Genomic DNA, 20,632 nt, shown 5'->3' with positions numbered 1-20,632 from the left:
CTCGACCCGCCCCGCCCACTTGCTTGCAGGAGAACGGCCATGAGCGCTGTGATCGATGACCATGGTCACGCCGACCATGCCCACGGCCCCGCGAAGGGCTTGATGCGCTGGGTGCTGACCACCAACCACAAAGACATCGGCACCCTGTACCTCTGGTTTGCCTTCTCCATGTTCCTGCTCGGCGGCTCGTTCGCCATGGTGATCCGGGCCGAGCTGTTCCAGCCCGGCCTGCAGATTGTCGAGCCGGCGTTTTTCAACCAGATGACCACGATGCACGGCCTGATCATGGTGTTCGGCGCGGTGATGCCGGCGTTCGTCGGCCTGGCCAACTGGATGATCCCATTGATGATCGGCGCGCCCGACATGGCCCTGCCGCGCATGAACAACTTCAGCTTCTGGCTGCTGCCGGCGGCGTTCCTGCTGCTGGTCTCGACGCTTTTCACGCCGGGCGGCGGGCCGAACTTCGGCTGGACGTTCTACGCCCCGCTCTCCACTACCTACGCGCCGGAAAGCGTGACGTTCTTCATCTTTGCGATCCACCTGATGGGCATCAGTTCGATCATGGGCGCGATCAACGTGGTCGCGACCATCCTCAACCTGCGCGCACCCGGCATGACATTGATGAAAATGCCGCTGTTCGTCTGGACCTGGCTGATCACTGCGTTCCTGCTGATCGCGGTGATGCCGGTGCTGGCCGGTTGCGTGACCATGATGCTGATGGACATCCACTTCGGCACCAGCTTCTTCAGTGCGGCCGGCGGCGGTGATCCGGTGCTGTTCCAGCATGTGTTCTGGTTCTTCGGCCACCCCGAGGTGTACATCATGATTCTGCCGGCCTTCGGCGCCGTCAGCTCGATCATCCCGACCTTTTCGCGCAAGCCGCTGTTTGGCTACACCTCGATGGTCTACGCCACGGCGAGCATCGCGTTCCTCTCGTTCATCGTGTGGGCGCACCATATGTTCGTGGTCGGCATTCCGTTGGTGGGCGAGTTGTTCTTCATGTACGCCACCCTGCTGATCGCCGTCCCGACAGGGGTGAAGGTCTTCAACTGGGTCAGTACCATGTGGCAGGGCTCGCTGACCTTCGAGACGCCCATGCTGTTCGCCGTGGCCTTCGTGATTCTGTTCACCATCGGCGGGTTTTCCGGGCTGATGCTGGCGATTGCGCCAGCGGACTTCCAGTATCACGACACCTACTTCGTGGTGGCGCACTTCCATTACGTACTGGTGCCCGGCGCGATCTTCGGCATCTTCGCCTCGGCCTACTATTGGCTGCCGAAATGGACCGGCCACATGTACGACGAAACCCTGGGCAAGCTGCACTTCTGGCTGTCTTTCGTGGGCATGAACATGGCGTTTTTCCCGATGCACTTCGTCGGGCTGGCGGGCATGCCGCGGCGGGTGCCGGACTACAACCTGCAATTCGCCGACTTCAACATGGTTTCGTCGATTGGCGCCTTCATGTTTGGTGCTACGCAGATCTTCTTCCTGTTCATCGTGATCAAGTGCATCCGTGGCGGCGCGCCTGCGCCGGCCAAACCGTGGGATGGCGCCGAAGGCCTGGAGTGGAGCATCCCCTCGCCTGCGCCGTACCACACCTTCACGACGCCGCCGGAGGTCAAATGAACACGCCTTGGCACTGCGTACACGGCCAATGTGGGAGGGGGCTTGCCCCCGATGGCGGTGTGTCAGCCGACATCATTATTGGCTGTAAAACAGCTATCGGGGGCAAGCCCCCTCCCACAATGGCCTCATTCACATTGGGTGGGCGTCATGGCTGAATCCTTGCCGATCAAGCGCCTGGTCACCCGCCTGCTGATCCTGGTGGTGGCAATGTTCGCCTTCGGCTTTGCGCTGGTGCCGATCTACGACGTGATGTGCAAGGCGTTCGGCATCAACGGCAAGACGGCCGGGCAGTACGAGGGGTCGCAGGTGGTGGACCCAACGCGCCAGGTGCGTGTGCAATTTTTGTCCACCAACGCCATCGACATGGTCTGGGATTTCTACGCCAAGGCTGACGAAGTGGTGGTCAACCCAGGCGCGGTGACCGAGATGTTGTTCGTGGCCTACAACCCCACCGACAAACCCATGACCGCACAGGCTGTACCGAGTATTTCCCCGGCCGAAGCGGCGATGTATTTCCACAAGACCGAGTGCTTTTGCTTCACCCAGCAAGTGCTGCAGCCAGGCCAGCGTATCGAGATGCCAGTGCGCTTCATTGTCGACCGTGACATGCCCAAGGATGTGAAGCATTTGACCCTGGCGTACACGCTGTTTGATATCACTGCGCGCCAACCGCCGGTGGCTGTTCACACCGGGGGCTAGCTACTGTTTGCCCGCTCAATCAGGAGAGCGAATACATGTCGACTCATGATACGTACTACGTACCAGCGCAAAGCAAATGGCCGATAATTGCCACGATTGGCATGCTGGTCACCGTGTACGGCCTGGCCGTGTGGTTCAACGACCTGAAGGCGGCGCGCCCGGAATCCCACGGCCCGTGGATCTTTTTCATCGGTGGCCTGCTGGTGGCCTACATGATGTTTGGCTGGTTCGGCGCGGTGATCAAGGAAAGCCGCGCCGGTTTGTACAGTTCGCAGATGGACCGCTCGTTCCGCTGGGGCATGACGTGGTTCATCTTTTCCGAAGTGATGTTCTTTATCGCATTCTTTGGTGCGCTGTTTTATGTACGGCACATGTCCGGCCCTTGGCTGGGCGGCGAAGGGCATAAGGGCATTGCGCACATGCTGTGGCCGAATTTCGAATTTGCGTGGCCGTTGCTGAACAACCCCGATCCGAAAATGTACCCCGCGCCGGAAGGCACCATCAGCCCTTGGGGCCTGCCGCTGGTCAATACCATCCTGCTGGTGAGTTCCAGCGTGACCATCACCATCGCCCACCATGCGCTGCGCAAAGGCCATCGCGGTGCGCTGAAGATCTGGCTGGCGATCACGGTGCTGCTGGGCCTGGCATTCCTGGGGTTCCAGGCTGAGGAATACATCCACGCTTATAAAGAGCTGGGCCTGACCTTGGGCTCGGGCGTATACGGCGCGACCTTCTTCATGCTCACCGGATTTCACGGCGCCCACGTCACCATCGGCACGATCATTCTGTTCGTGATGCTGATGCGCATCCTCAAGGGGCATTTCAATGCCGAGCACCAGTTCGGCTTCGAGGCGGCCAGTTGGTATTGGCACTTTGTGGATGTGGTGTGGATCGGGCTGTTTTTCTTCGTCTATGTGCTGTGAAGCGGTTTACCACGGCGCATGAGAAACCAGTTGGCCGCTGAAAAAGCCCCAGGTGATCAACGCCAGGGTAATCACGGCCAGTACGACACGCACGGTCAGGGCGGTGACGAGGCGATTGGAGTTGCCCTCGTCCTTGACCAGAAAGAACAAGCCACTGAACAGACTCACAACGGTCGCGATCAGCATCAGGGCAATGGCGGCTTTGAGCATGGTCGGGCTCCAATGGGATGGGCGGGCAATGAAAACAAGTATAGCCAGCGCCGCAAAACGCTTTCGTCCAGGGATCGCACCCACCTTAGTGGTGCTGGTGTTGCTGCCGTTGATGGTGGGGCTGGGGTTCTGGCAGCTGTCTCGCGGCCATGAAAAGCAGCTGCTGGTGGACAGTTACACCGAGCGCCGCGCAGCGGATCCGATCAGCAGTGCGCAACTCACCGATATGCCTGACCCGGCCTTTCGCCGTGTGCGGCTGCGCGGACAATTCGATGCCGAACACAGCGTTTTCCTCGATAACCGCATGCGCGACGGCAAGGCCGGCGTTGAACTGCTGCAACCCTTCCACGACCAGGCCAGCGGCCTGTGGCTGTTGCTCAATCGTGGTTGGCTGCCCTGGCCGGATCGGCGCACGCCACCGGTCTTCAGCACCCCTGAGCAACCTGTGAACCTGGATGCCTGGGTCTACGTCGCCCCCGGCGAAACCTTCCAGCTGCACGCCGACCCGGCGGGCGCGCAATGGCCGCGCCTGCTGACGGCGCTGCACCCGGCCGCATTGTGGGCGGAGCTGGGACGCAGCGGTTTCGCCTACGAGCTGCGGGCCGAAGCCGGCCCCGGCACCTACGAAACCACTTGGCCGATCGTGGCCATGGGGCCGGAAAAACACCTGGCGTACGCCGTGCAGTGGTTCGCCATGTCGCTGGCCCTGCTGGCGCTTTACCTCTACCTCGGATGGCACAACAAAAAGGAGAAGCCCCATGGGAGCGGCCATGAATCCACTCAACATGTCTGAAGTGCCTGATCGGCGCAAAGGCCGTTGGCAGTTGATCCTGATCCTGATGATGGTGATCGGTCCGATGGCGCTGGCGACCTTCATGTACAAGCTGCAGTTCTGGGTGCCGGACAGCCGCAGTTACCATGGCGAAATGATCGGCAACGGCCAGACCCGCGCCGACATCGGCGTGCAGGCTGATGAACAGCGTTGGCAACTGCTGGTGACCGCGCCCGCCGCTTGCGCCGCGGATTGCCAGCAACTGGTGTACCTCGCGCGGCAATTGCAGATTGGCCTGGGGCGCGATGCCTCCCGCGCCAGCCATGCCTTGGCCAGTGCTCAGCCGCTGGGCAGCGACTATGACGCCAAGCTCAAGGCCGAGTACCCGCAACTGCAACGTTACCCGCTGGACCTCTCGACCTTCAGCAAAAATGCCGGTGCGCCGGGTGATGCGCAGCTATGGATCGTCGATCCCCACGGCAACCTGGTGTTGCGCTACGACGCCAAGGTCAAGGGCAAGGACTTGCTCAACGACCTGCGCCACCTGCTGAAACTGTCCAACATCGGATAAGGGCATCGTCATGGCCAAACCTGGATTTCGCCTCGCGCTGTTTGCCACCTTGCTGGCGCTGATTGTCGTGCTGCTCGGCGCCTATACCCGCCTGACTCACGCCGGACTTGGCTGCCCGGACTGGCCCGGCTGCTACGGCTTTATCAGCGTGCCCAAGACCGAAGCCCAATTGGCCCATGCCGAGCTGCACTTCCCTGATACGCCGGTGGAAGCGGACAAGGGCTGGGCCGAGATGACGCATCGCTACTTTGCCGGCACCTTGGGCTTGCTGATCGTATTGCTGGCCGCGCGCTCGTGGGGCCATCGGCGCGATCCGGGGCAGCCGGTGAAATTGCCGCTGTTCGTGCTGGCGGTGGTGTTCGCGCAGGCGGCGTTTGGCATGTGGACGGTGACGCTGAAGCTGTGGCCGCAGGTGGTGACGGGGCATTTACTCGGCGGCTTTGCGACCTTGAGCCTGCTGTTCCTGCTGACCCTGCGCCTGTCCGGGGTGTTGCCCGCCTTGATCGTGCCCAAGCGCCTGCAGTATTGGGCAACCGCCGGCCTGGTGCTGGTGATCGGCCAGATTGCGTTGGGCGGCTGGGTCAGTTCGAACTACGCGGCGGTGGCCTGTATCGATTTGCCGACCTGTCATGGCGAGTGGTGGCCGGCAGCGGATTTTGCCAATGGCTTTCATCTCACCCAGCACATCGGCCCCAACTACCTGGGCGGGCAGCTGGACAGCGAGGCGCGCACCGCCATCCACCTCACCCATCGTATGGGCGCCGTCATCGTCAGCCTGGTGCTGTTCGGCCTGGCCTGGCAATTACGCGCGGTCGGCATGACGCGATTGGCCGGCTTGCTGCTGATCGCCTTGGCGGCGCAAATCTGCCTGGGCCTGAGCAACGTGTACTTCCATCTGCCGCTGCCGGTTGCGGTAGGGCATAACGCCGGCGGTGCGGCTTTGCTGCTGACGCTGGTACTGGTCAACTACCACGCCCGCACCAGCCTGGTCCGGGTGCGCAACCAGCTGCCGTTCGGCTGGCGCTTTATCCCGCGCAAACACGTATCGGGCCTCATCACCCTTAAAGGAGAGATGCCATGGCGACCTTGATCGGCGCGCGCCACCGCCAGGCGATCTGGCGAGACTATTTGGAGCTGACCAAGCCGAAGGTGGTGGTGCTGATGCTCATCACTTCGCTGGTGGGGATGTTCCTGGCGACCCGCGCCGGCGTGCCGTGGACGGTGCTGGTGTTTGGCAACCTGGGGATTGCCCTGTGTGCGGGGGGGGCGGCGGCGGTCAACCATGTGGTGGATCGGCGCATCGACGCGGTGATGGCGCGCACTCACAAGCGGCCGTTGGCGGAGGGCCGTGTGTCGCCGCTGGCGGCATTGGCGTTTGCATTGTTTCTGGCGGTTGCAGGATTGGCGCTGCTGCTGGCGTTCACCAACCCGCTGGCGGCCTGGTTGACGCTGGCCTCGTTGCTGGGTTATGCGGTGATCTACACCGGCTTTCTCAAGCGTGCCACGCCGCAAAACATCGTGATCGGTGGGCTGGCCGGAGCCGCGCCGCCGCTGTTGGGCTGGGTTGCCGTCACCGGCCACATCAGCGCCGAACCCTTGCTGCTGGTGCTGATCATCTTCGCCTGGACCCCGCCGCACTTCTGGGCCCTGGCCATTCACCGCAAGGAGGAATACGCCAAGGCCGATATCCCGATGCTGCCGGTCACCCATGGCGAGCATTACACCAAGGTGCATATCCTGCTTTATACCTTCGCCCTGCTGGCAGTGAGCCTGATGCCCTATGTCATTCATATGAGCGGCCTGCTGTACCTCGCGTGTGCGCTGGTATTGGGCGGGCGCTTTCTGCAATGGGCCTGGGTGCTGTACCGTGGCGCTCAGCCGCACGCGGCGATCAACACCTTCAAGTACTCTATCTGGTACTTGCTGCTGCTGTTCATCGCCCTGCTCGTAGACCACTACCTACTGTTGAACCTATGACTCGAACTCAAAAAACTGTCTTTATCCTGGTGGCCATTGTCGCGTTGATCATGGGCCTGACCGTCAACAAAGTGCTGAGTGGCAAAGGCCAGGGCGATCCCACCGCCTTGATCGACGCCGGCATCATCCTGCTGCCGCAAAGTCGCCAGCTGCCGCCGGTAACCATGACCAATCAGGAAGGGCAGCCGGTGGTGGTCAATGAGTTGAAAGGCAAGTGGAGCTTGTTGTTCTTCGGCTACACCTTCTGCCCGGACATCTGCCCGACCACCCTCGCCCAGCTGCGCCAGATCAAGAGCGAACTGCCCAAGGACGTTGTGGATAAGCTGCAGGTGATCCTGGTCAGCGTCGACCCGAACCGCGATACGCCGACCCAGCTCAAGCAGTACCTGGGCTACTTCGACCCGCAGTTCCAGGGCCTGACCGGCGCGAATGTGGAGGATGTGCAGAAGGTCTCGAATGCCGTGAGCATTCCGTTCATACCTGCCGATACCAGCAAGCCGAACTACACCGTCGACCACAGCGGCAACCTGGCGCTGATCGGGCCGGATGGGACGCAGCGCGGGTTTATTCGTGCGCCGTTGAATAACCAGAAGCTGGTGGCGCAGTTGCCGGGGTTGTTAAAGCGCAACTAACAGGCGACACATAACAAATGTGGGAGGGGGCTTGCCCCCGATTGCTGAGTGTCAGTCATTGCTTTGGTGGCTGACCCACTGCTATCGGGGGCAAGCCCCCTCCCACATTTTTTGATCTCCAGTGCTTGGGAGATCGGGTTACATCAGAACGCCGGCTTGATCGCGCCTTTGTACTTCTCTTCGATGAATTGCTTCACTTCAGGGGTGTGCAGGGCTGCTACCAGCTTCTTCACCGCGTCGGAATCCTTGTTGTCTTCGCGGGTCACCAGAATGTTCACGTAAGGCGAGTCGTTGCCTTCGATCACCAGGGCGTCCTTGGACGGATCCAGCTTGGCTTCCAGCGCGTAGTTGGTGTTGATCAGCGCCAGGTCGACCTGGGTCAGCACGCGCGGCAGGGTGGCGGCTTCCAGTTCGCGGAATTTGAGCTTCTTATCGTTGCCAGTGATGTCCTTGATGGTCGACAGGATATTGGTCGGGTCCTTCAGGGTGATCAGGCCGTTCTTGGCCAGCAGCAGCAGCGCGCGGCCGCCGTTGGTGGCGTCGTTCGGGATCACCACGTTGGCACCGTCAGGCAGGTCGGCCAGCTTCTTGTACTTGCTGGAGTAAGCGCCCAGTGGTTCCAGATGCACGGCGCCGACGCTCACCAGGTGAGTGCCCTTGGCTTTGTTGAACTCATCCAGGTACGGCTGGTGCTGGAAGAAGTTGGCGTCCAGGCGTTTTTCCGCGACTTGTACGTTGGGCTGCACGTAGTCGGTGAAGACTTTGACCTGCAGATCTACGCCTTCTTTGGCGAGGGCAGGTTTCACGAACTCCAGGATTTCCGCGTGAGGAACCGGCGAAGCGGCGACCGTGATGGTCTCGGCGTGGGCGGAAAACGCGGCAACGGCGGCGAAAGCAACCAGTAGTTTTTTCATCCAACAAGCTCCTTGTTCGGGCATGGGCCGGCGGGGGCCGGCCATGGCCGTTATTTTCGAGAAAAGTGCACCACCAGCTTGTCGCCGACGGTTTGCAGAATTTGCACCAGGATCAACAGCATCACCACCGTGACCACCATCACATCGGTCTGGAAGCGCTGGTAACCGAAACGGATTGCCAAGTCGCCCAGGCCACCGGCACCGACCACACCGGCCATGGCCGTGTAGGACACCAGTGTAATCGCCGTCACCGTAATCGCTGCGAAAATGCCCGGACGGGCTTCTGGCAGCAAGGCATTGGTGATGATCTGGCGCGTGCTGGCGCCCATGGATTGGGTGGCTTCGATGATGCCGCGGTCCACTTCACGCAAGGCGGTCTCCACCAACCGCGCGAAGAACGGCGTCGCGCCCACGACCAGCGGCGGAATCGCACCCGCCACACCCAGCGAAGTGCCGGTGAGCAGCACGGTGAACGGGATCATCACGATCAACAGAATGATGAACGGCAGCGAGCGCAGAATGTTCACAATCAGCGACAGCAGCGCGTACAGGCCCTTCTGCTCGAACAGTTGGCGCGGGCTGGTCAGGAACAGCAGCACACCCAGCGGCAGGCCGAGCACCACGGTGAAGAACAGCGAGCCGAACAGCATGGTCATGGTGTCGCCCGTGGCCAGCCAGATTTCAGACCAGTCGATATTGGCGAAGAAACTCATCAGGACTTCCATTAGCGCAGGACCTCCATGTGGACGTCGGCGGCGGTGAAGCGTGCAAACGCGGCTTCCATGTCACCACCGGTGACGGCGAGGGTCAGTTGCCCGTAAGGGATGTCTTTGATGCGGTCGATACGACCGGCCAGGATGCTGTAGTCCACCCCCGTTTCCCGGGCGACGGTACCCAGCAATGGTGCGTAGGTCGCTTCGCCCTGGAATGTCAGGCGCACGATGCGGCCCGGCACGTGGGCGAAGTCATCGTGTTGCTCGCCTTCGTCGACCTGCTCGGCTTCTTGCACGAAGCGTTTAGTGGTCGGGTGCTTGGGGTGCAGGAACACATCGGCCACCGAGCCTTGCTCGACGATCACGCCGGCGTCCATCACGGCAACTTGGTCGCAGACGCGGCGGATCACGTCCATTTCATGGGTGATCAGCACGATGGTCAGCTTCAACTCGCGGTTGATCTCGGCCAGCAGTTGAAGCACCGAAGCGGTGGTCTGCGGGTCAAGGGCACTGGTCGCTTCGTCGCACAGCAAAATCTTTGGCTTGGTCGCCAGGGCGCGGGCGATGCCGACGCGTTGCTTCTGACCACCGGACAACTGCGCCGGGTATTTCTTGGCGTGGTCGGACAGGCCGACGCGGGCGAGCAATTCGGCCACTCGCAGGTCGATGTCCTTGCGCGACAATTCGCCGGCCAGGGTCAGCGGCAGCGCCACGTTGTCGGCGACGGTCTTGGAGGCCAGCAGGTTGAAGTGCTGGAAGATCATCCCGACCTGCTGGCGGAAACGGCGCAGGCCGTTGGCATCCAGGGCGGTAACTTCTTCGCCATCCACCGTGATCTTGCCGCCGCTCGGTTCTTCGAGCCGGTTGATCAGGCGCAGCAGGGTGCTTTTGCCCGCACCAGAGTGGCCGATCAGGCCGAATACCTGGCCGTTTTCGACACTCAAGCTGGTGGAGTGCAGCGCGGGAATATCCTTACCGGCGACGCGGTAGGTTTTATGGACGTTTTGAAACTCGATCACGTAGCGAACCTTGTGGGGCGCATGGAAAAGGGATCAGCGGTTAGCCGGGCGCGCATTTTAGCCTGTCCGTATAGCGTTTCTTAGCATTTATTTCGCATTCAACCTTTGATTTGGCAATAACGCGATCAAAGGTCATAAAAAAGGAACGGCCCAAAACCCCATCAGTCACTACTTAAGCAACTCGATTTCCCAGGTGCCGTGCCTGGGGTTTTGCTCAAACGAGCCGGGGACCGCTCTGGCCACTTTGAATAAGGAGTTTTGTCTGATGAGTACCAAGAAGCCAGCCACCCCGCCGAAGAGTGAACTCGCGGGCACCGATACCCTGGACCGTGGCAACACCAACGCCAAGCTGCAGGCCCTGGAGGAATTCCGTTCCGATGCGACCGGCCAGGCCCTGCGTACCAACCAAGGCGTCAAGATTTCCGACAACCAGAACACGTTGAAAGTCGGCTCCCGTGGCCCATCGCTGCTGGAAGACTTCATCATGCGTGAAAAAATCACGCACTTTGACCATGAGCGCATCCCGGAGCGCATCGTGCATGCCCGTGGTACGGGTGCCCATGGCTATTTCCAGACGTATGAGAACCATTCGGCGCTGACCAAGGCCGGGTTCCTGCGTGACCCTGGGCATAAAACCCCGGTATTCACACGCTTTTCCACCGTGCAGGGCCCGCGTGGCTCGGGTGATACGGTGCGCGACGTACGGGGCTTTGCCGTGAAGTTTTTCACCGAAGAAGGCAACTTCGACCTGGTGGGCAACAACATGCCGGTGTTTTTCATTCAGGACGCGATCAAGTTTCCTGACTTCGTGCACGCCGTTAAGCCTGAACCGCACAACGAAATTCCTACCGGCGGATCGGCACACGATACGTTCTGGGACTTCGTTTCGTTGCAGCCCGAATCTGCCCACATGGTGATCTGGGCAATGTCTGACCGCGCCATTCCAAAAAGCCTGCGCAGCATGCAGGGCTTTGGCGTGCACACCTTCCGCCTGGTGAATGCCGAGGGTCAATCCAACTTCGTCAAATTCCACTGGCGCCCTACGGCGGGTACTTGCTCGCTGGTGTGGGACGAGGCGCAGAAGCTGGCCGGTAAAGACACTGACTACCATCGCCGCGATCTGTGGGAAGCCATTGAGATGGGCGACTACCCTGAGTGGGAATTGGGCGTGCAGGTTATTCCTGAGGACAAGGAGCATGCCTTCGACTTCGACATTCTCGACCCGACCAAGCTGATTCCCGAAGAGCTGGTGCCCATCACCCCATTGGGCAAGATGGTGCTCAACCGCAACCCGGATAACTTCTTTGCTGAAGTCGAACAGGTGGCATTCTGCCCAGGGCATATCGTGCCGGGTATCGACTTCTCCAATGACCCACTGCTGCAAGGTCGACTGTTTTCCTACACCGATACGCAGATCAGCCGACTGGGTGGCCCGAACTTTCACCAGCTGCCGATTAACCAGCCTGTGACACCGCTGCATAACAACCAGCGTGACGCCATGCACCGCAGCACCATCGACAAAGGGCGTGCGGCTTACGAGCCAAACTCCATCGATGGTGGCTGGCCGAAAGAAACCCCGCCGGCGGCGCAGGATGGCGGTTTTGAGTCTTACCCTGAGCGTATCGATGCGCACAAGATCCGTGAGCGCAGCGAGTCGTTCGGCGATCACTTCTCCCAGGCGCGCCTGTTCTTCCGCAGCATGAGCAAGCACGAGCAAGAGCACATCATCGCGGCTTATAGCTTTGAGTTGGGCAAGGTGGAGCGTGAGTTCATTCGCGCGCGCCAGGTCAACGAGATCCTGGCCAATATCGACCTCGAACTGGCCAAGCGCGTGGCCCAGAACCTGGGGCTGCCAGCACCGACCAAAGGCACTGTACCGGAGCGCAAAACCCAGCCGGAGCGCTCGCCAGCATTGAGCCAGGCGAACCTGCTGCCGGGCGATATCAAGACGCGAAAAGTGGCGATACTGGCGGCCAATGGTGTGGACGGCGTGGCGATTGCCGCGTTGAAGAAGGCGCTGGAAGCGGAAGGTGCTCACGCCAAACTGCTGGGGCCGACCTCGGCACCGGTGAAGACGGCCGATGGCAAGAGCCTGCCGGTGGATGCGTCGATGGAAGGCATGCCGTCCATTGCGTTTGATGCGGTGTTCGTGCCGGGTGGGAAAGAGTCGATCAAGGCGTTGAGCGGTGACGGTGTGGCGCTGCATTTCGTGCTGGAGGCGTACAAGCACCTGAAGGCGATTACCGTCGCCAGTGATGCGAAGCCATTGCTCGATCTGTTGAAGCTTGAGGCGGATGCAGGGCTGATCGTCGGGTCGGATGCCAAGGCGTTCAAGGCGTTTTTTGCCGCGATCGGCCAGCATCGGGTCTGGGATCGGGAGCCTAAGGCCAAGGCGATTCCGGCTTAAGTCTTTGGTTGTTTGTTAGATCGTCATCGGGGGCAAGTCGAATCGTCGCTCCGCCCCCGATGCTCTTACTCCGCTTTGCGCGGAATCAGCACAACCTGCGCCGGAATATTCTTCAGAATCTGCCGGTGAATCTTCAGGTCATACCCCGAATCGATACGCTTCACCCGTTTGGTCAGCAAGGTGGCCAGCCACGGGTAATCCTCTGTGCGCGGCGCTTGGATGCTCACATCGCACTGGTAATTCACCACATCGGTGGCAATTGCATCCAGCTGGTGGCGCAGTTCTTCGATATGGGTGAGGTTCAGCGCCACGGTCGTGCTCGGTGCCGCCGGGTCGATGACCTTGGCGGCGGGCTTGGCTTCGGCGGCTTTCAGGGCAGCCTCGGCTTTGTCCAGCTCGGCTTTGCGGGCGTGGGTGATGGCGCTGTTTACGCCGCCGGTGAGTGCGGGTGCCTTGGGCATCAGGGCGCGGGCACGGCTGAGGGCGGTGGCGGCGGCGTTTACGTCACCTTTTTGCAGCACGATCTGACTGCGCTGCAGATAGGCTTCGGCCAATTGACGCTGGTAGGTTTCCAGCGCCGGGTCGTTGGGCGACTGGGCCTGTAGCGCGGCTAACTGGTCTTCGGCGGTGGCCAACTCGCTGCTGGCCAGGTTTTGCTCCAGCTGTGCAATGGCCACAGCGCGTGCGTCCGGGGCCTCGGGGGCAGCGGGCGGTGTGCTTTGACAAGCGCCCAGCAGCAGGGAAAATGCGGCAAGGAGCAGATAACGGGAGGTGAACGGCTTCATTCCTGCGACTCTCTATTTGCGCAAAAAGCGAGCAAGTCTACACCCCTCGACGGGGCAGGACAAAACTCAGCAAAAACAGGGCGGCGGCCGTGACCACAATCGATGGCCCGGCGGGCGTATCCTTGAACCAGGACAGTGCCAAGCCCCCGCACACTGCGAGCATCCCCAACAGGCTGGCGCCGATCGCCATTTGCTCCGGCGAACGGGCATGGCGCTGGGCAGCAGCTGCAGGAATGATCAACAGCGACGTGATCAACAATACGCCCACTATCTTCATCGCGACAGCAATCACCACGGCGATCAGCAACATCAGGGCCATGCGCAGGCTCGGCACCGGCAAGCCCTCGACCGTGGCCAGCTCTTCGTGCACGGTAATCGCCAGCAATGGGCGCCACAGGGCGACCAGCAATACCAGGACGGCCGCGCTGCCGCCGAGGATCCACGCAAGGTCGGTGGGGCTGATCGCCAGCAAATCGCCGAACAGGTAGGCCATCAAGTCGATGCGCACTTCGTGCATGAAGCTCAGCACCACCAGGCCCAACGACAGGGTGCTCGGCGCCAGGATGCCGAGCAAGGTGTCGGAAGCCAGCGGCTGGCGCTGCTGCAGCGTCACCAGCAGCACCGCCAGGAGCAGGCAGCCCACGGTCACGGCGATGGTGGGGCTGACATCCAGCAAGAAGCCCATGGCCACACCCAGCAGCGCAGCGTGGGACAACGTGTCGCCGAAGTAAGCCATGCGCCGCCAGACCACGAACGAGCCCAGTGGGCCCGCCACCAGCGCCAAAGCCAAGCCTGCCAGCAGGGCGTAGAGCAGAAAATCAGCCATGCTTGCAGCTATCTCCATGAACGTGGGTGTGAGGGGCAACGGGATCGTCGACCACGGCGCCATGCAGATCGTGGGCGTGGTCGTGATGGTGGTGGTAGATCGCCAGGCTTTGGGCATTCTTGCCGAACAGCTCGACGAAGGCCGGGTCGCCGCTGACCTGTTCCGGATGACCGGAGCAGCACACGTGGCGGTTGAGGCACACCACTTGGTCGGTGGTGCTCATCACCAAGTGCAGATCGTGGGACACCATCAGCACGCCGCAGCCATGACGGTCGCGCAGCCGGGTGATCAGGCTGTATAGCTCGGCCTGGCCGGCGACGTCGACGCCTTGCACAGGCTCATCCAGCACCAACAGTTCCGGCTCGCGCAACAGGGCGCGGGCCAGTAGCACGCGCTGCATTTCGCCGCCGGAGATGCTTTGCACCGGGCTGTCGATCACCTGTTCAGCGCCGACTTCCTTGAGCGCAGCCTGGGCACGGGCGCGATCCACGCCTGGCACCAGGCGCAGGAAGCGCAACACGGAGAGTGGCAGTGTGGGGTCGACGTGCAGTTTCTGCGGCATATAACCGACGCGCAGCTTGGGTTTGCGCCACACGCTGCCGGTGTCGGGCTTGAGCAGTCCGAGCACGGCGCGTACCAGGGTGGTCTTGCCGGCGCCGTTGGGGCCGATCAGGGTGACGATCTGCCCAGGCTCAACGCTGAGTGCGATGTTATCCAGCACGGTTTGCCCGGCGAACGTGACCCCAACCTGCTCCAGGCGGATTAACGCGTTGCTCATCAAGCCCCCTGGCAGCCCGAGCACAGGCCGACCACTTCGACCGTTTGCCCTTCGACCCGGAAGCCGACATCGGCGGAGCTTTTGATGATGGCGTCGCTGATGCTTTTTTGTTCAAGCTCGATGGCGGCGTGGCACTCGCGGCAGATCAGGAACTGGCCCTGGTGCGCGTGCTCCGGGTGGCTGCAGCCGACGAAGGCGTTGAGCGATGCGATGCGATGCACCAGGCCGTTTTCCAGCAGGAAGTCCAGCGCGCGGTACACGGTCGGCGGTGCGGCGCGGCGGCCATCCTGCTCGCTGAGCACGCCGAGAATGTCGTAGGCGCCCAGCGGCTTGTGGCTCTGCCACACCAGTTCCAGCACGCGGCGCCGCAAGGCGGTCAGGCGCAACCCCTTCTGTGTGCACAGGGTGTCGGCCTCCGACAGCGCGGTATGCACGCAGTGAGAGTGGTCGTGGGGACGGCTGGCAAGCGGTGTTTTAGGCATGAGCGGCGACAGATATTTGATAGAGACGTTATTATGTTACCCGTTCCTACGCCATTGAGTGGTCATCGTGTCCCGACTTTTTCCCGTTTTTGTCGTATTTGTCACCAGTTTGTTCATTACTGGCGCCGCTCAGGCCGAGGTCAAGGTGCTGACCAGCATCAAGCCATTGCAGTTGATTGCCGCTGCTGTGCAGGACGGCGTAGCGGTGCCCGAGGTGTTGTTGCCGCCGGGTGCATCGCCTCATAACTACGCGTTGCGACCATCCGACGTACGGCGCGTGCAGTCGGTGGACCTGCTGTACTGGATCGGTCCGGATATGGAGAGTTTCCTACCACGCGTGCTGAAAGGTCGTACGGCTGCAACGGTGGCGGTGCAGGACCTTCCGGGCATGAAGCTGCGTCGATTCGCCGAAGATAGCCACTCCCACGCCGACGATGCCGACGAGCACGACCACGATCACCGACCAGGCAGCCTGGATGCGCACTTGTGGCTATCGACTGTAAACGCTCGGGTGATTGCCGCGCGTATGGCGACTGACCTGGCGACAGCCGACCCGGCCAATGCCACGCGTTACCAGAGCAACGTGAAGGCCTTCGATGAACGCCTGGATGCCCTGGACGCGCGCTTGAAAGCCCGCCTGGCGCCGATTGATGGCAAACCTTACTTCGTGTTCCACGAAGCCTTCGATTACTTCGAAGACGCTTATGGGCTCAAGCATGCCGGTGTGTTCAGCGTTGCCGCAGAGGTACAGCCTGGTGCCCAGCACGTGGCGGCGATGCGTACGCGTTTGCAGGAAGTGGGCAAGACGTGCGTGTTCAGCGAGCCACCGTTGCGTCCGCGTTTGGCTGAAACCCTGGTGGCGGGTTTGCCGGTGAAGCTGGCGGAGTTGGATGCGCTGGGTGGGTATACCCCGGCTACGGCTCAGGGTTATGAGCAGGTGTTGGAGAAGTTGGGGAATGACTTGGCCGGGTGCCTGGAGTCGTTGTAACAGACGGCGCACGTCTAATGTCGGAGCTGGCTTGCCTGTGATTGCGGTGGGCCTGCGACGAAATTGCTGGCTGACCTGACGCTATCGCAGGCAAGCCAGCTCCCACATTGACCGAGTTGGGGCTTTAGAGGGCGAACGGTAGTTGGATCGTGACCTGCTGGCGTTGTGCCAAGCGGTGCTCGAACTCTGCCGGGTCATGGATCAACACATCCTGCCCTGCAAACGACTCGGCGGCGATCAGGCGTGACAGCCAGAACCGCACACACGCCACCCGCAACATCGTCGGCCACAGTTCGGCTTCCTTGGCAGTGAACGGTCGCAGGCCGGCATAGGCGCCGAGCAGCGCACGGGCGCGTTGCCCGTCAATCACGCCATCCGCGTCCGAGCACCAGTCATTCAGGGCGATTGCCACGTCGTAGAGCATCGGGCCCGAGCAGGCGTTGTAGAAGTCGATCAGGCCGGTCAGGTGCGTGCCTTCGAACATCGCGTTATCGCGGAACAGGTCGGCGTGCACATTGGCGCGCGGCAGGGCGAGGATCTGGGCCTTGTGCGCTTTGATCTCATTCAGCGCGTCTTGCAGCAGGCGCTGCTGTGCGTCGTTCAAGTGCGAAATCAACTGCGCGCCTTCGTTGAGCATCCAGTCCAGGCCGCGATCGGTCTTACGTTCCAGTACCTTCTCGCCTTGTGTCGCCAAGTGCAGGTGGCCAAGCAGGTCGCCGACCTGGGCGCAGTGCTGGGCGTTGGCGTCCTTGATGTGCTTGCCGGCCAGGCGCGGTTGCAGCAGGGCCGGTTTGCCTTTCAGCTCGCGCAGGGCCACACCGTCGGTGGTGCGCAGGGCGTAGGGCACGGGCAGGTCGGCGTCGTGGAGCACGTCGAGCAGTTCGATGAAGAACGGCATTTCCGCGACCGGGCCGCGTTCAACCAGGGTCAGGACGAATTCACCCTGCTCCAGGCTGATAAAGAAATTGGTGTTTTCGCTACCGGCGGCAATCCCCTGGAAGTCGATCAGGCGGCCGAGCCCGTAAGGGGCGAGAAAGGTTTCCAGCTCGGGCCGAGCCAGGGGGGTGAACACAGACATGGTTAAAACTGCCAGTACGGGCGCCGCGGTGTGCGGCGCCAATTGAAGTTAAGAAATCATTTCCATTCGAAGATCTTCCATGACGGGATCAGCATATCCGGCTGGTCAGAGCGGATGAAGTTCGCGTCGGTTCCGTCCGCGCGTACCAGGAAATACGGAGGTGCACCCTTCGGGGTGACCTTGATTGCGTACAGGAAACCGTTCTGACGGTATTCCTGGATGGTCTTGTCGCCTTCCGTGCGGATCGTAACTTCCGGATCACCCCCAGGGGCATCGTCTGCCGCCATGGCAGCCATCGGAGCGAGTGCAATCAAGCCGGTCAACAGCAGGCGATTGAATGTACGCATGATAACCTTGTCCCTTTGTCGTCATTGGTCCGGCTATTCTAGCGCCTGACCCGCCGAAAAGGTTGATTCTGCTCATGAGCCAAGCACCCCTCGTCCTGGTGGACGGTTCTTCCTATCTGTACCGCGCGTTCCATGCGCTGCCACCGCTGACCACCTCCAAAGGCCTGCCCACCGGCGCGGTCAAGGGGGTGTTGAACATGCTCAAAAGCCTGCGCAAGCAGTACCCGGACAGCCCGTTCGCGGTGGTGTTCGACGCCAAGGGTGGGACCTTTCGCGATGACATGTACGCCGAATACAAGGCCAACCGCCCGAGCATGCCCGATGACATGCGCCTGCAGATCGAGCCGCTGCACCAGAGCGTGATCGCCCTGGGCTTCCCGTTGTTGTGCGTCGAAGGCGTTGAGGCCGATGACGTGATCGGCACCCTGGCCCGCAGCAGTGCGGCCGCTGACCGTCCGGTGGTGATCTCCACCGGGGACAAGGACATGGCACAGCTGGTCGACGGGCACATTACCTTGGTCAATACCATGACCGGTAGCGCGATGGACATCGAGGGCGTGAAGGAGAAATTCGGTGTCGCTCCCGAGCAGATCATCGACTATCTGGCCTTGATGGGCGATTCGTCCGACAACATCCCAGGCGTCCCGGGCATTGGTCCGAAGACTGCTTCCGGCTTGCTGGTCGGTGTGAATGGTGGCCTTAAAGAGCTGTATGAACAGCTGGATATCGTGCCGACCCTGCCTATTCGGGGCGCGAAGACGCTGCCGGCCAAGCTGGAAGAGCATAAGGAGATGGCGTTCCTTTCCTACCAGTTGGCGACGATCAAGATTGATGTGCCGCTGGATGTGGGCCTGGATGACCTGCACCTGATTGAGCCGGACCGTGAAAAACTGCTGGAGCTGTACACGCTGCTGGAGTTCAAGAGCTGGTTTGATGAGATCCAGCGCGACGCCAAGCGGGTGGAGCTCAAGGCTGCGCCGGTTGTTGAGGACGTCGCTGAGGTAGCGGCGCCGGCGGAGGCGACCTACACCACGATCCTTGATCAGGCCACCTTCGACATCTGGTTGAAGAAGCTCAACGACGCGAAGCTGTTCGCCTTCGACACCGAAACCACCGGGATCGATGCCCAGCAGGCGCAGTTGGTGGGTGTTTCCTTCGCGGTGCAGCCCCACGAAGCGGCCTATATCCCGCTCACCCACGCCTACATCGGCGCGCCGGAGCAGTTGGATCGCGATACCGTGCTGCTGGCCCTCAAACCGCTGCTGGAAGACCCGACCAAGCTCAAGGTCGGCCAGCACGCCAAGTTCGACATGAACATCCTGGCCAATTGCGCCATCGGCGGCGACCCGGCGCACGGCATTACCGTGCGGGGCATCGCCTTCGACACCATGCTCGAATCCTATGTGTTGAACGCCACCGCAACGCGGCATGACATGGACAGCCTGGCCAAGAAGTACCTGGACTACGACACCGTCGCCTTCCAGGACATTGCCGGCAAGGGTGCCAAGCAGCTGACTTTCGATCAGATCGCGCTGGAGCAGGCTGGCCCTTATGCGGCGGAAGACGCCGATGTGACCTTGCGTCTGCACCAGGCGCTGTTTGCGCAACTTTCAGCCATTCCGAGCCTGGCGAGTGTGCTCACGGATATCGAGATTCCGTTGGTGCCGGTGTTGGCGCGTATTGAGCGCCAGGGTGCGCTGGTCGACAAGGACCTGCTGGGTATCCAGAGCATCGAACTGGGCAACAAGATGGTCGAGCTGGAGCGCCAGGCGTTCGAGATCGCCGGTGAAGAATTCAACCTGGGTTCGCCCAAGCAACTCGGGGCGATTCTGTACGAAAAACTCGGCCTGCCGGTACTGAAGAAAACCGGCAAAGGCCAGGCTTCAACCGCCGAAGAAGTGCTGGCAAAGCTGGCCGAAGATGACTACCCGCTGCCCAAGGTGCTGATGCAGTACCGCAGCATGAGCAAGCTGAAAAGCACCTACACCGACCGTCTGCCGGAACAGATCAACCCGCGCACCGGGCGTATCCACACGTCCTATCACCAGGCGGTGGCGGCGACCGGGCGTTTATCGTCCAGCGATCCGAACCTGCAGAATATCCCGGTGCGTACCGCTGAAGGGCGGCGGATTCGCCAGGCCTTCATCGCGCCCAAAGGCTACAAAATGCTGGCGGCGGACTATTCGCAAATTGAGCTGCGGATCATGGCTCACCTGTCGAAGGACGAAGGTTTGATGAACGCCTTCCGTCACAACCTCGACGTGCACACGGCCACGGCGGCCGAGGTGTTCAAGGTTGAGCTGGGTGACGTCACGTCTGATCAACGCCGCAGCGCCAAGGCGATCAACTTTGGTTTGATCTATGGCATGGGCGCACAGAAGCTGGGCAAGGATATTGGCGTCGATACCAAGACGGCCAAGGCGTACATCGATGTGTATTTCGCCCGTTATCCCGGGGTTCGTGAGTACATGGAACGCACCCGCGCCCAGGCGTCCGATCAGGGCTACGTAGAGACCTTCTTCGGTCGCCGCCTCTACTTGCCGGATATCCATTCCAACAAGCCCCAGGAGCGCGCGGCGGCTGAACGCACTGCCATCAACGCGCCCATGCAGGGCACAGCGGCAGACATCATCAAGAAAGCCATGGTGCTGGTGGATAACTGGCTGACGGATTCAGGCCTGGATGCCAAGGTGATCCTGCAGGTGCACGATGAATTGGTGCTGGAAGTGCGTGAGGATCTGGTCGCGGAAGTCAGCGAGAAGATTCGCGAGTACATGAGTGCCGCTGCTCAGCTGGATGTGCCGCTGCTGGTGGAAGTGGGCGTCGGCGATAACTGGGACCAGGCGCACTGATCTCGGGGCTTTGCTGCCACTGTGGGGTGGTGG

The 20,632-nt window shown here is 61.3% G+C and carries 21 protein-coding genes; 11 read left to right on the top strand and 10 right to left on the bottom strand.

Going from position 1 to position 20,632, the window contains the following annotated elements; translation table 11 throughout:
- Positions 1–39 precede the first annotated feature (39 nt).
- From ctaD to K7431_RS22645, 3 genes are all read left to right on the top strand, one after another.
- The gene (gene ctaD / locus K7431_RS22655) at positions 40–1,626 is read left to right on the top strand and encodes a cytochrome c oxidase subunit I (protein ID WP_012721504.1); all 1,587 of its coding nucleotides are present in this window, start codon (positions 40–42) and stop codon (positions 1,624–1,626) included.
- Positions 1,627–1,773: 147 nt separating this feature from the next.
- Positions 1,774–2,325 carry a cytochrome c oxidase assembly protein gene (locus tag K7431_RS22650; protein WP_043204603.1) on the top strand — a complete coding sequence of 184 codons (552 nt, stop codon included), beginning with the start codon at positions 1,774–1,776 and terminating at the stop codon, positions 2,323–2,325.
- A 35-nt stretch (positions 2,326–2,360) separates the two neighbouring features.
- Positions 2,361–3,248: a cytochrome c oxidase subunit 3 gene (locus tag K7431_RS22645; RefSeq protein WP_012721506.1), complete on the top strand. Its 888-nt coding sequence runs from the start codon at positions 2,361–2,363 to the stop codon at positions 3,246–3,248.
- A 6-nt stretch (positions 3,249–3,254) separates the two neighbouring features.
- On the opposite strand, the gene K7431_RS22640 is transcribed toward K7431_RS22645, so the two are convergent.
- Entirely contained in the window at positions 3,255–3,458 is a 204-nt protein-coding gene (locus K7431_RS22640) for a twin transmembrane helix small protein (protein ID WP_012721507.1), read from the bottom strand.
- A gap of 28 nt (positions 3,459–3,486) precedes the next feature.
- Here K7431_RS22640 and K7431_RS22635 point away from each other — a divergent pair, with 28 nt between their 5' ends.
- Genes K7431_RS22635 through K7431_RS22615 form a run of 5 tightly spaced genes read left to right on the top strand, consistent with a single transcriptional unit; the run spans position 3,487 to position 7,410 of the window.
- Positions 3,487–4,251 (top strand): SURF1 family protein, encoded by a 765-nt coding sequence (locus tag K7431_RS22635; RefSeq protein WP_012721508.1) that lies wholly within the window; start codon positions 3,487–3,489, stop codon positions 4,249–4,251.
- Positions 4,217–4,801 (top strand): hypothetical protein, encoded by a 585-nt coding sequence (locus K7431_RS22630; protein ID WP_012721509.1) that lies wholly within the window; start codon positions 4,217–4,219, stop codon positions 4,799–4,801. The genes K7431_RS22635 and K7431_RS22630 overlap by 35 nt, the downstream gene beginning before the upstream one ends.
- A 10-nt stretch (positions 4,802–4,811) precedes the next feature.
- Positions 4,812–5,891 carry a COX15/CtaA family protein gene (locus K7431_RS22625; protein WP_012721510.1) on the top strand — a complete coding sequence of 360 codons (1,080 nt, stop codon included), beginning with the start codon at positions 4,812–4,814 and terminating at the stop codon, positions 5,889–5,891.
- Complete coding sequence (gene cyoE, locus K7431_RS22620) at positions 5,879–6,778, top strand: heme o synthase (RefSeq protein ID WP_012721511.1); 900 nt, start codon at positions 5,879–5,881, stop codon at positions 6,776–6,778. The genes K7431_RS22625 and cyoE overlap by 13 nt, the downstream gene beginning before the upstream one ends.
- Complete coding sequence (locus K7431_RS22615; RefSeq protein ID WP_012721512.1) at positions 6,775–7,410, top strand: SCO family protein; 636 nt, start codon at positions 6,775–6,777, stop codon at positions 7,408–7,410. Before cyoE ends, K7431_RS22615 begins: the two co-directional genes overlap by 4 nt.
- 143 nt (positions 7,411–7,553) lie before the next feature.
- Here the strand turns inward: K7431_RS22615 and K7431_RS22610 are convergent, their stop codons facing one another.
- From K7431_RS22610 to K7431_RS22600, 3 genes are read right to left on the bottom strand one after another with little or no spacing between them, the layout of a single operon-like run.
- The gene (locus K7431_RS22610) at positions 7,554–8,324 is read right to left on the bottom strand and encodes a MetQ/NlpA family ABC transporter substrate-binding protein (protein ID WP_012721513.1); all 771 of its coding nucleotides are present in this window, start codon (positions 8,322–8,324) and stop codon (positions 7,554–7,556) included.
- A 50-nt stretch (positions 8,325–8,374) separates the two neighbouring features.
- Positions 8,375–9,049 (bottom strand): methionine ABC transporter permease, encoded by a 675-nt coding sequence (locus K7431_RS22605; RefSeq protein ID WP_012721514.1) that lies wholly within the window; start codon positions 9,047–9,049, stop codon positions 8,375–8,377.
- Positions 9,049–10,056, bottom strand: coding sequence for a methionine ABC transporter ATP-binding protein (locus K7431_RS22600; protein WP_012721515.1), 1,008 nt, complete (start codon positions 10,054–10,056; stop codon positions 9,049–9,051). Before K7431_RS22600 ends, K7431_RS22605 begins: the two co-directional genes overlap by 1 nt.
- Positions 10,057–10,300: 244 nt before the next feature.
- On the opposite strand from K7431_RS22600, the gene katE reads away from it, so the two are divergent.
- The gene (gene katE / locus K7431_RS22595) at positions 10,301–12,463 is read left to right on the top strand and encodes a catalase HPII (RefSeq protein WP_255611140.1); all 2,163 of its coding nucleotides are present in this window, start codon (positions 10,301–10,303) and stop codon (positions 12,461–12,463) included.
- A gap of 65 nt (positions 12,464–12,528) precedes the next feature.
- On the opposite strand, the gene K7431_RS22590 is transcribed toward katE, so the two are convergent.
- From K7431_RS22590 to K7431_RS22575, 4 genes are read right to left on the bottom strand one after another with little or no spacing between them, the layout of a single operon-like run.
- Positions 12,529–13,248 (bottom strand): PA5502 family lipoprotein, encoded by a 720-nt coding sequence (locus tag K7431_RS22590; RefSeq protein ID WP_012721517.1) that lies wholly within the window; start codon positions 13,246–13,248, stop codon positions 12,529–12,531.
- A 37-nt stretch (positions 13,249–13,285) separates the two neighbouring features.
- A complete protein-coding gene (gene znuB, locus K7431_RS22585; RefSeq protein WP_012721518.1) occupies positions 13,286–14,074 on the bottom strand; it encodes a zinc ABC transporter permease subunit ZnuB in 789 nt (262 codons plus the stop codon).
- Complete coding sequence (gene znuC / locus K7431_RS22580) at positions 14,067–14,852, bottom strand: zinc ABC transporter ATP-binding protein ZnuC (protein WP_012721519.1); 786 nt, start codon at positions 14,850–14,852, stop codon at positions 14,067–14,069. The genes znuB and znuC overlap by 8 nt, the downstream gene beginning before the upstream one ends.
- Positions 14,852–15,334, bottom strand: coding sequence for a Fur family transcriptional regulator (locus tag K7431_RS22575; RefSeq protein WP_012721520.1), 483 nt, complete (start codon positions 15,332–15,334; stop codon positions 14,852–14,854). The genes znuC and K7431_RS22575 overlap by 1 nt, the downstream gene beginning before the upstream one ends.
- A gap of 58 nt (positions 15,335–15,392) precedes the next feature.
- Here K7431_RS22575 and K7431_RS22570 point away from each other — a divergent pair, with 58 nt between their 5' ends.
- On the top strand, positions 15,393–16,322 hold the full coding sequence (locus K7431_RS22570; RefSeq protein ID WP_012721521.1) for a zinc ABC transporter substrate-binding protein ZnuA: 930 nt from the start codon (positions 15,393–15,395) through the stop codon (positions 16,320–16,322).
- Positions 16,323–16,446: 124 nt separating this feature from the next.
- Here K7431_RS22570 and K7431_RS22565 read toward each other — a convergent pair whose 3' ends face one another.
- Together K7431_RS22565 and K7431_RS22560 are read right to left on the bottom strand one after the other, a co-directional pair.
- Positions 16,447–17,400: a homoserine kinase gene (locus K7431_RS22565; protein ID WP_012721522.1), complete on the bottom strand. Its 954-nt coding sequence runs from the start codon at positions 17,398–17,400 to the stop codon at positions 16,447–16,449.
- Between the two features lie 56 nt (positions 17,401–17,456).
- On the bottom strand, positions 17,457–17,747 hold the full coding sequence (locus K7431_RS22560) for a DUF2782 domain-containing protein (protein ID WP_012721523.1): 291 nt from the start codon (positions 17,745–17,747) through the stop codon (positions 17,457–17,459).
- Between the two features lie 74 nt (positions 17,748–17,821).
- Between K7431_RS22560 and polA the strand changes: the two genes are divergently transcribed.
- Positions 17,822–20,599, top strand: a complete 2,778-nt coding sequence (polA, locus tag K7431_RS22555; RefSeq protein ID WP_043204607.1) for a DNA polymerase I — start codon at positions 17,822–17,824, stop codon at positions 20,597–20,599.
- Positions 20,600–20,632 lie beyond the last annotated feature (33 nt).

It is taken from the genome of Pseudomonas fluorescens group sp. (assembly GCF_020093335.1).
Classification (GTDB): Bacteria; Pseudomonadota; Gammaproteobacteria; order Pseudomonadales; family Pseudomonadaceae; genus Aquipseudomonas; species Aquipseudomonas petroselini.
Note: the sequence above shows the minus strand (reverse complement) of the source record. Positions and strands in the feature narration are given on the sequence as shown.

What these genes read in the sequence shown, in the direction of transcription:
- K7431_RS22605 (WP_012721514.1), bottom strand. Translation starts at nt 9,049, where the DNA reads ATGGAAGTCCTGATGAGTTTCTTCGCCAATATCGACTGGTCTGAAATC.
- znuB (WP_012721518.1), bottom strand. Translation starts at nt 14,074, where the DNA reads ATGGCTGATTTTCTGCTCTACGCCCTGCTGGCAGGCTTGGCTTTGGCG.
- K7431_RS22625 (WP_012721510.1), top strand. Translation starts at nt 4,812, where the DNA reads ATGGCCAAACCTGGATTTCGCCTCGCGCTGTTTGCCACCTTGCTGGCG.
- polA (WP_043204607.1), top strand. Translation starts at nt 17,822, where the DNA reads ATGAGCCAAGCACCCCTCGTCCTGGTGGACGGTTCTTCCTATCTGTAC.
- K7431_RS22645 (WP_012721506.1), top strand. Translation starts at nt 2,361, where the DNA reads ATGTCGACTCATGATACGTACTACGTACCAGCGCAAAGCAAATGGCCG.
- K7431_RS22610 (WP_012721513.1), bottom strand. Translation starts at nt 8,324, where the DNA reads ATGAAAAAACTACTGGTTGCTTTCGCCGCCGTTGCCGCGTTTTCCGCC.
- K7431_RS22650 (WP_043204603.1), top strand. Translation starts at nt 1,774, where the DNA reads ATGGCTGAATCCTTGCCGATCAAGCGCCTGGTCACCCGCCTGCTGATC.
- cyoE (WP_012721511.1), top strand. Translation starts at nt 5,879, where the DNA reads ATGGCGACCTTGATCGGCGCGCGCCACCGCCAGGCGATCTGGCGAGAC.
- K7431_RS22615 (WP_012721512.1), top strand. Translation starts at nt 6,775, where the DNA reads ATGACTCGAACTCAAAAAACTGTCTTTATCCTGGTGGCCATTGTCGCG.
- K7431_RS22590 (WP_012721517.1), bottom strand. Translation starts at nt 13,248, where the DNA reads ATGAAGCCGTTCACCTCCCGTTATCTGCTCCTTGCCGCATTTTCCCTG.
- K7431_RS22630 (WP_012721509.1), top strand. Translation starts at nt 4,217, where the DNA reads ATGGGAGCGGCCATGAATCCACTCAACATGTCTGAAGTGCCTGATCGG.
- K7431_RS22575 (WP_012721520.1), bottom strand. Translation starts at nt 15,334, where the DNA reads ATGCCTAAAACACCGCTTGCCAGCCGTCCCCACGACCACTCTCACTGC.
- K7431_RS22640 (WP_012721507.1), bottom strand. Translation starts at nt 3,458, where the DNA reads ATGCTCAAAGCCGCCATTGCCCTGATGCTGATCGCGACCGTTGTGAGT.
- K7431_RS22565 (WP_012721522.1), bottom strand. Translation starts at nt 17,400, where the DNA reads ATGTCTGTGTTCACCCCCCTGGCTCGGCCCGAGCTGGAAACCTTTCTC.
- K7431_RS22560 (WP_012721523.1), bottom strand. Translation starts at nt 17,747, where the DNA reads ATGCGTACATTCAATCGCCTGCTGTTGACCGGCTTGATTGCACTCGCT.
- znuC (WP_012721519.1), bottom strand. Translation starts at nt 14,852, where the DNA reads ATGAGCAACGCGTTAATCCGCCTGGAGCAGGTTGGGGTCACGTTCGCC.
- K7431_RS22635 (WP_012721508.1), top strand. Translation starts at nt 3,487, where the DNA reads ATGAAAACAAGTATAGCCAGCGCCGCAAAACGCTTTCGTCCAGGGATC.
- ctaD (WP_012721504.1), top strand. Translation starts at nt 40, where the DNA reads ATGAGCGCTGTGATCGATGACCATGGTCACGCCGACCATGCCCACGGC.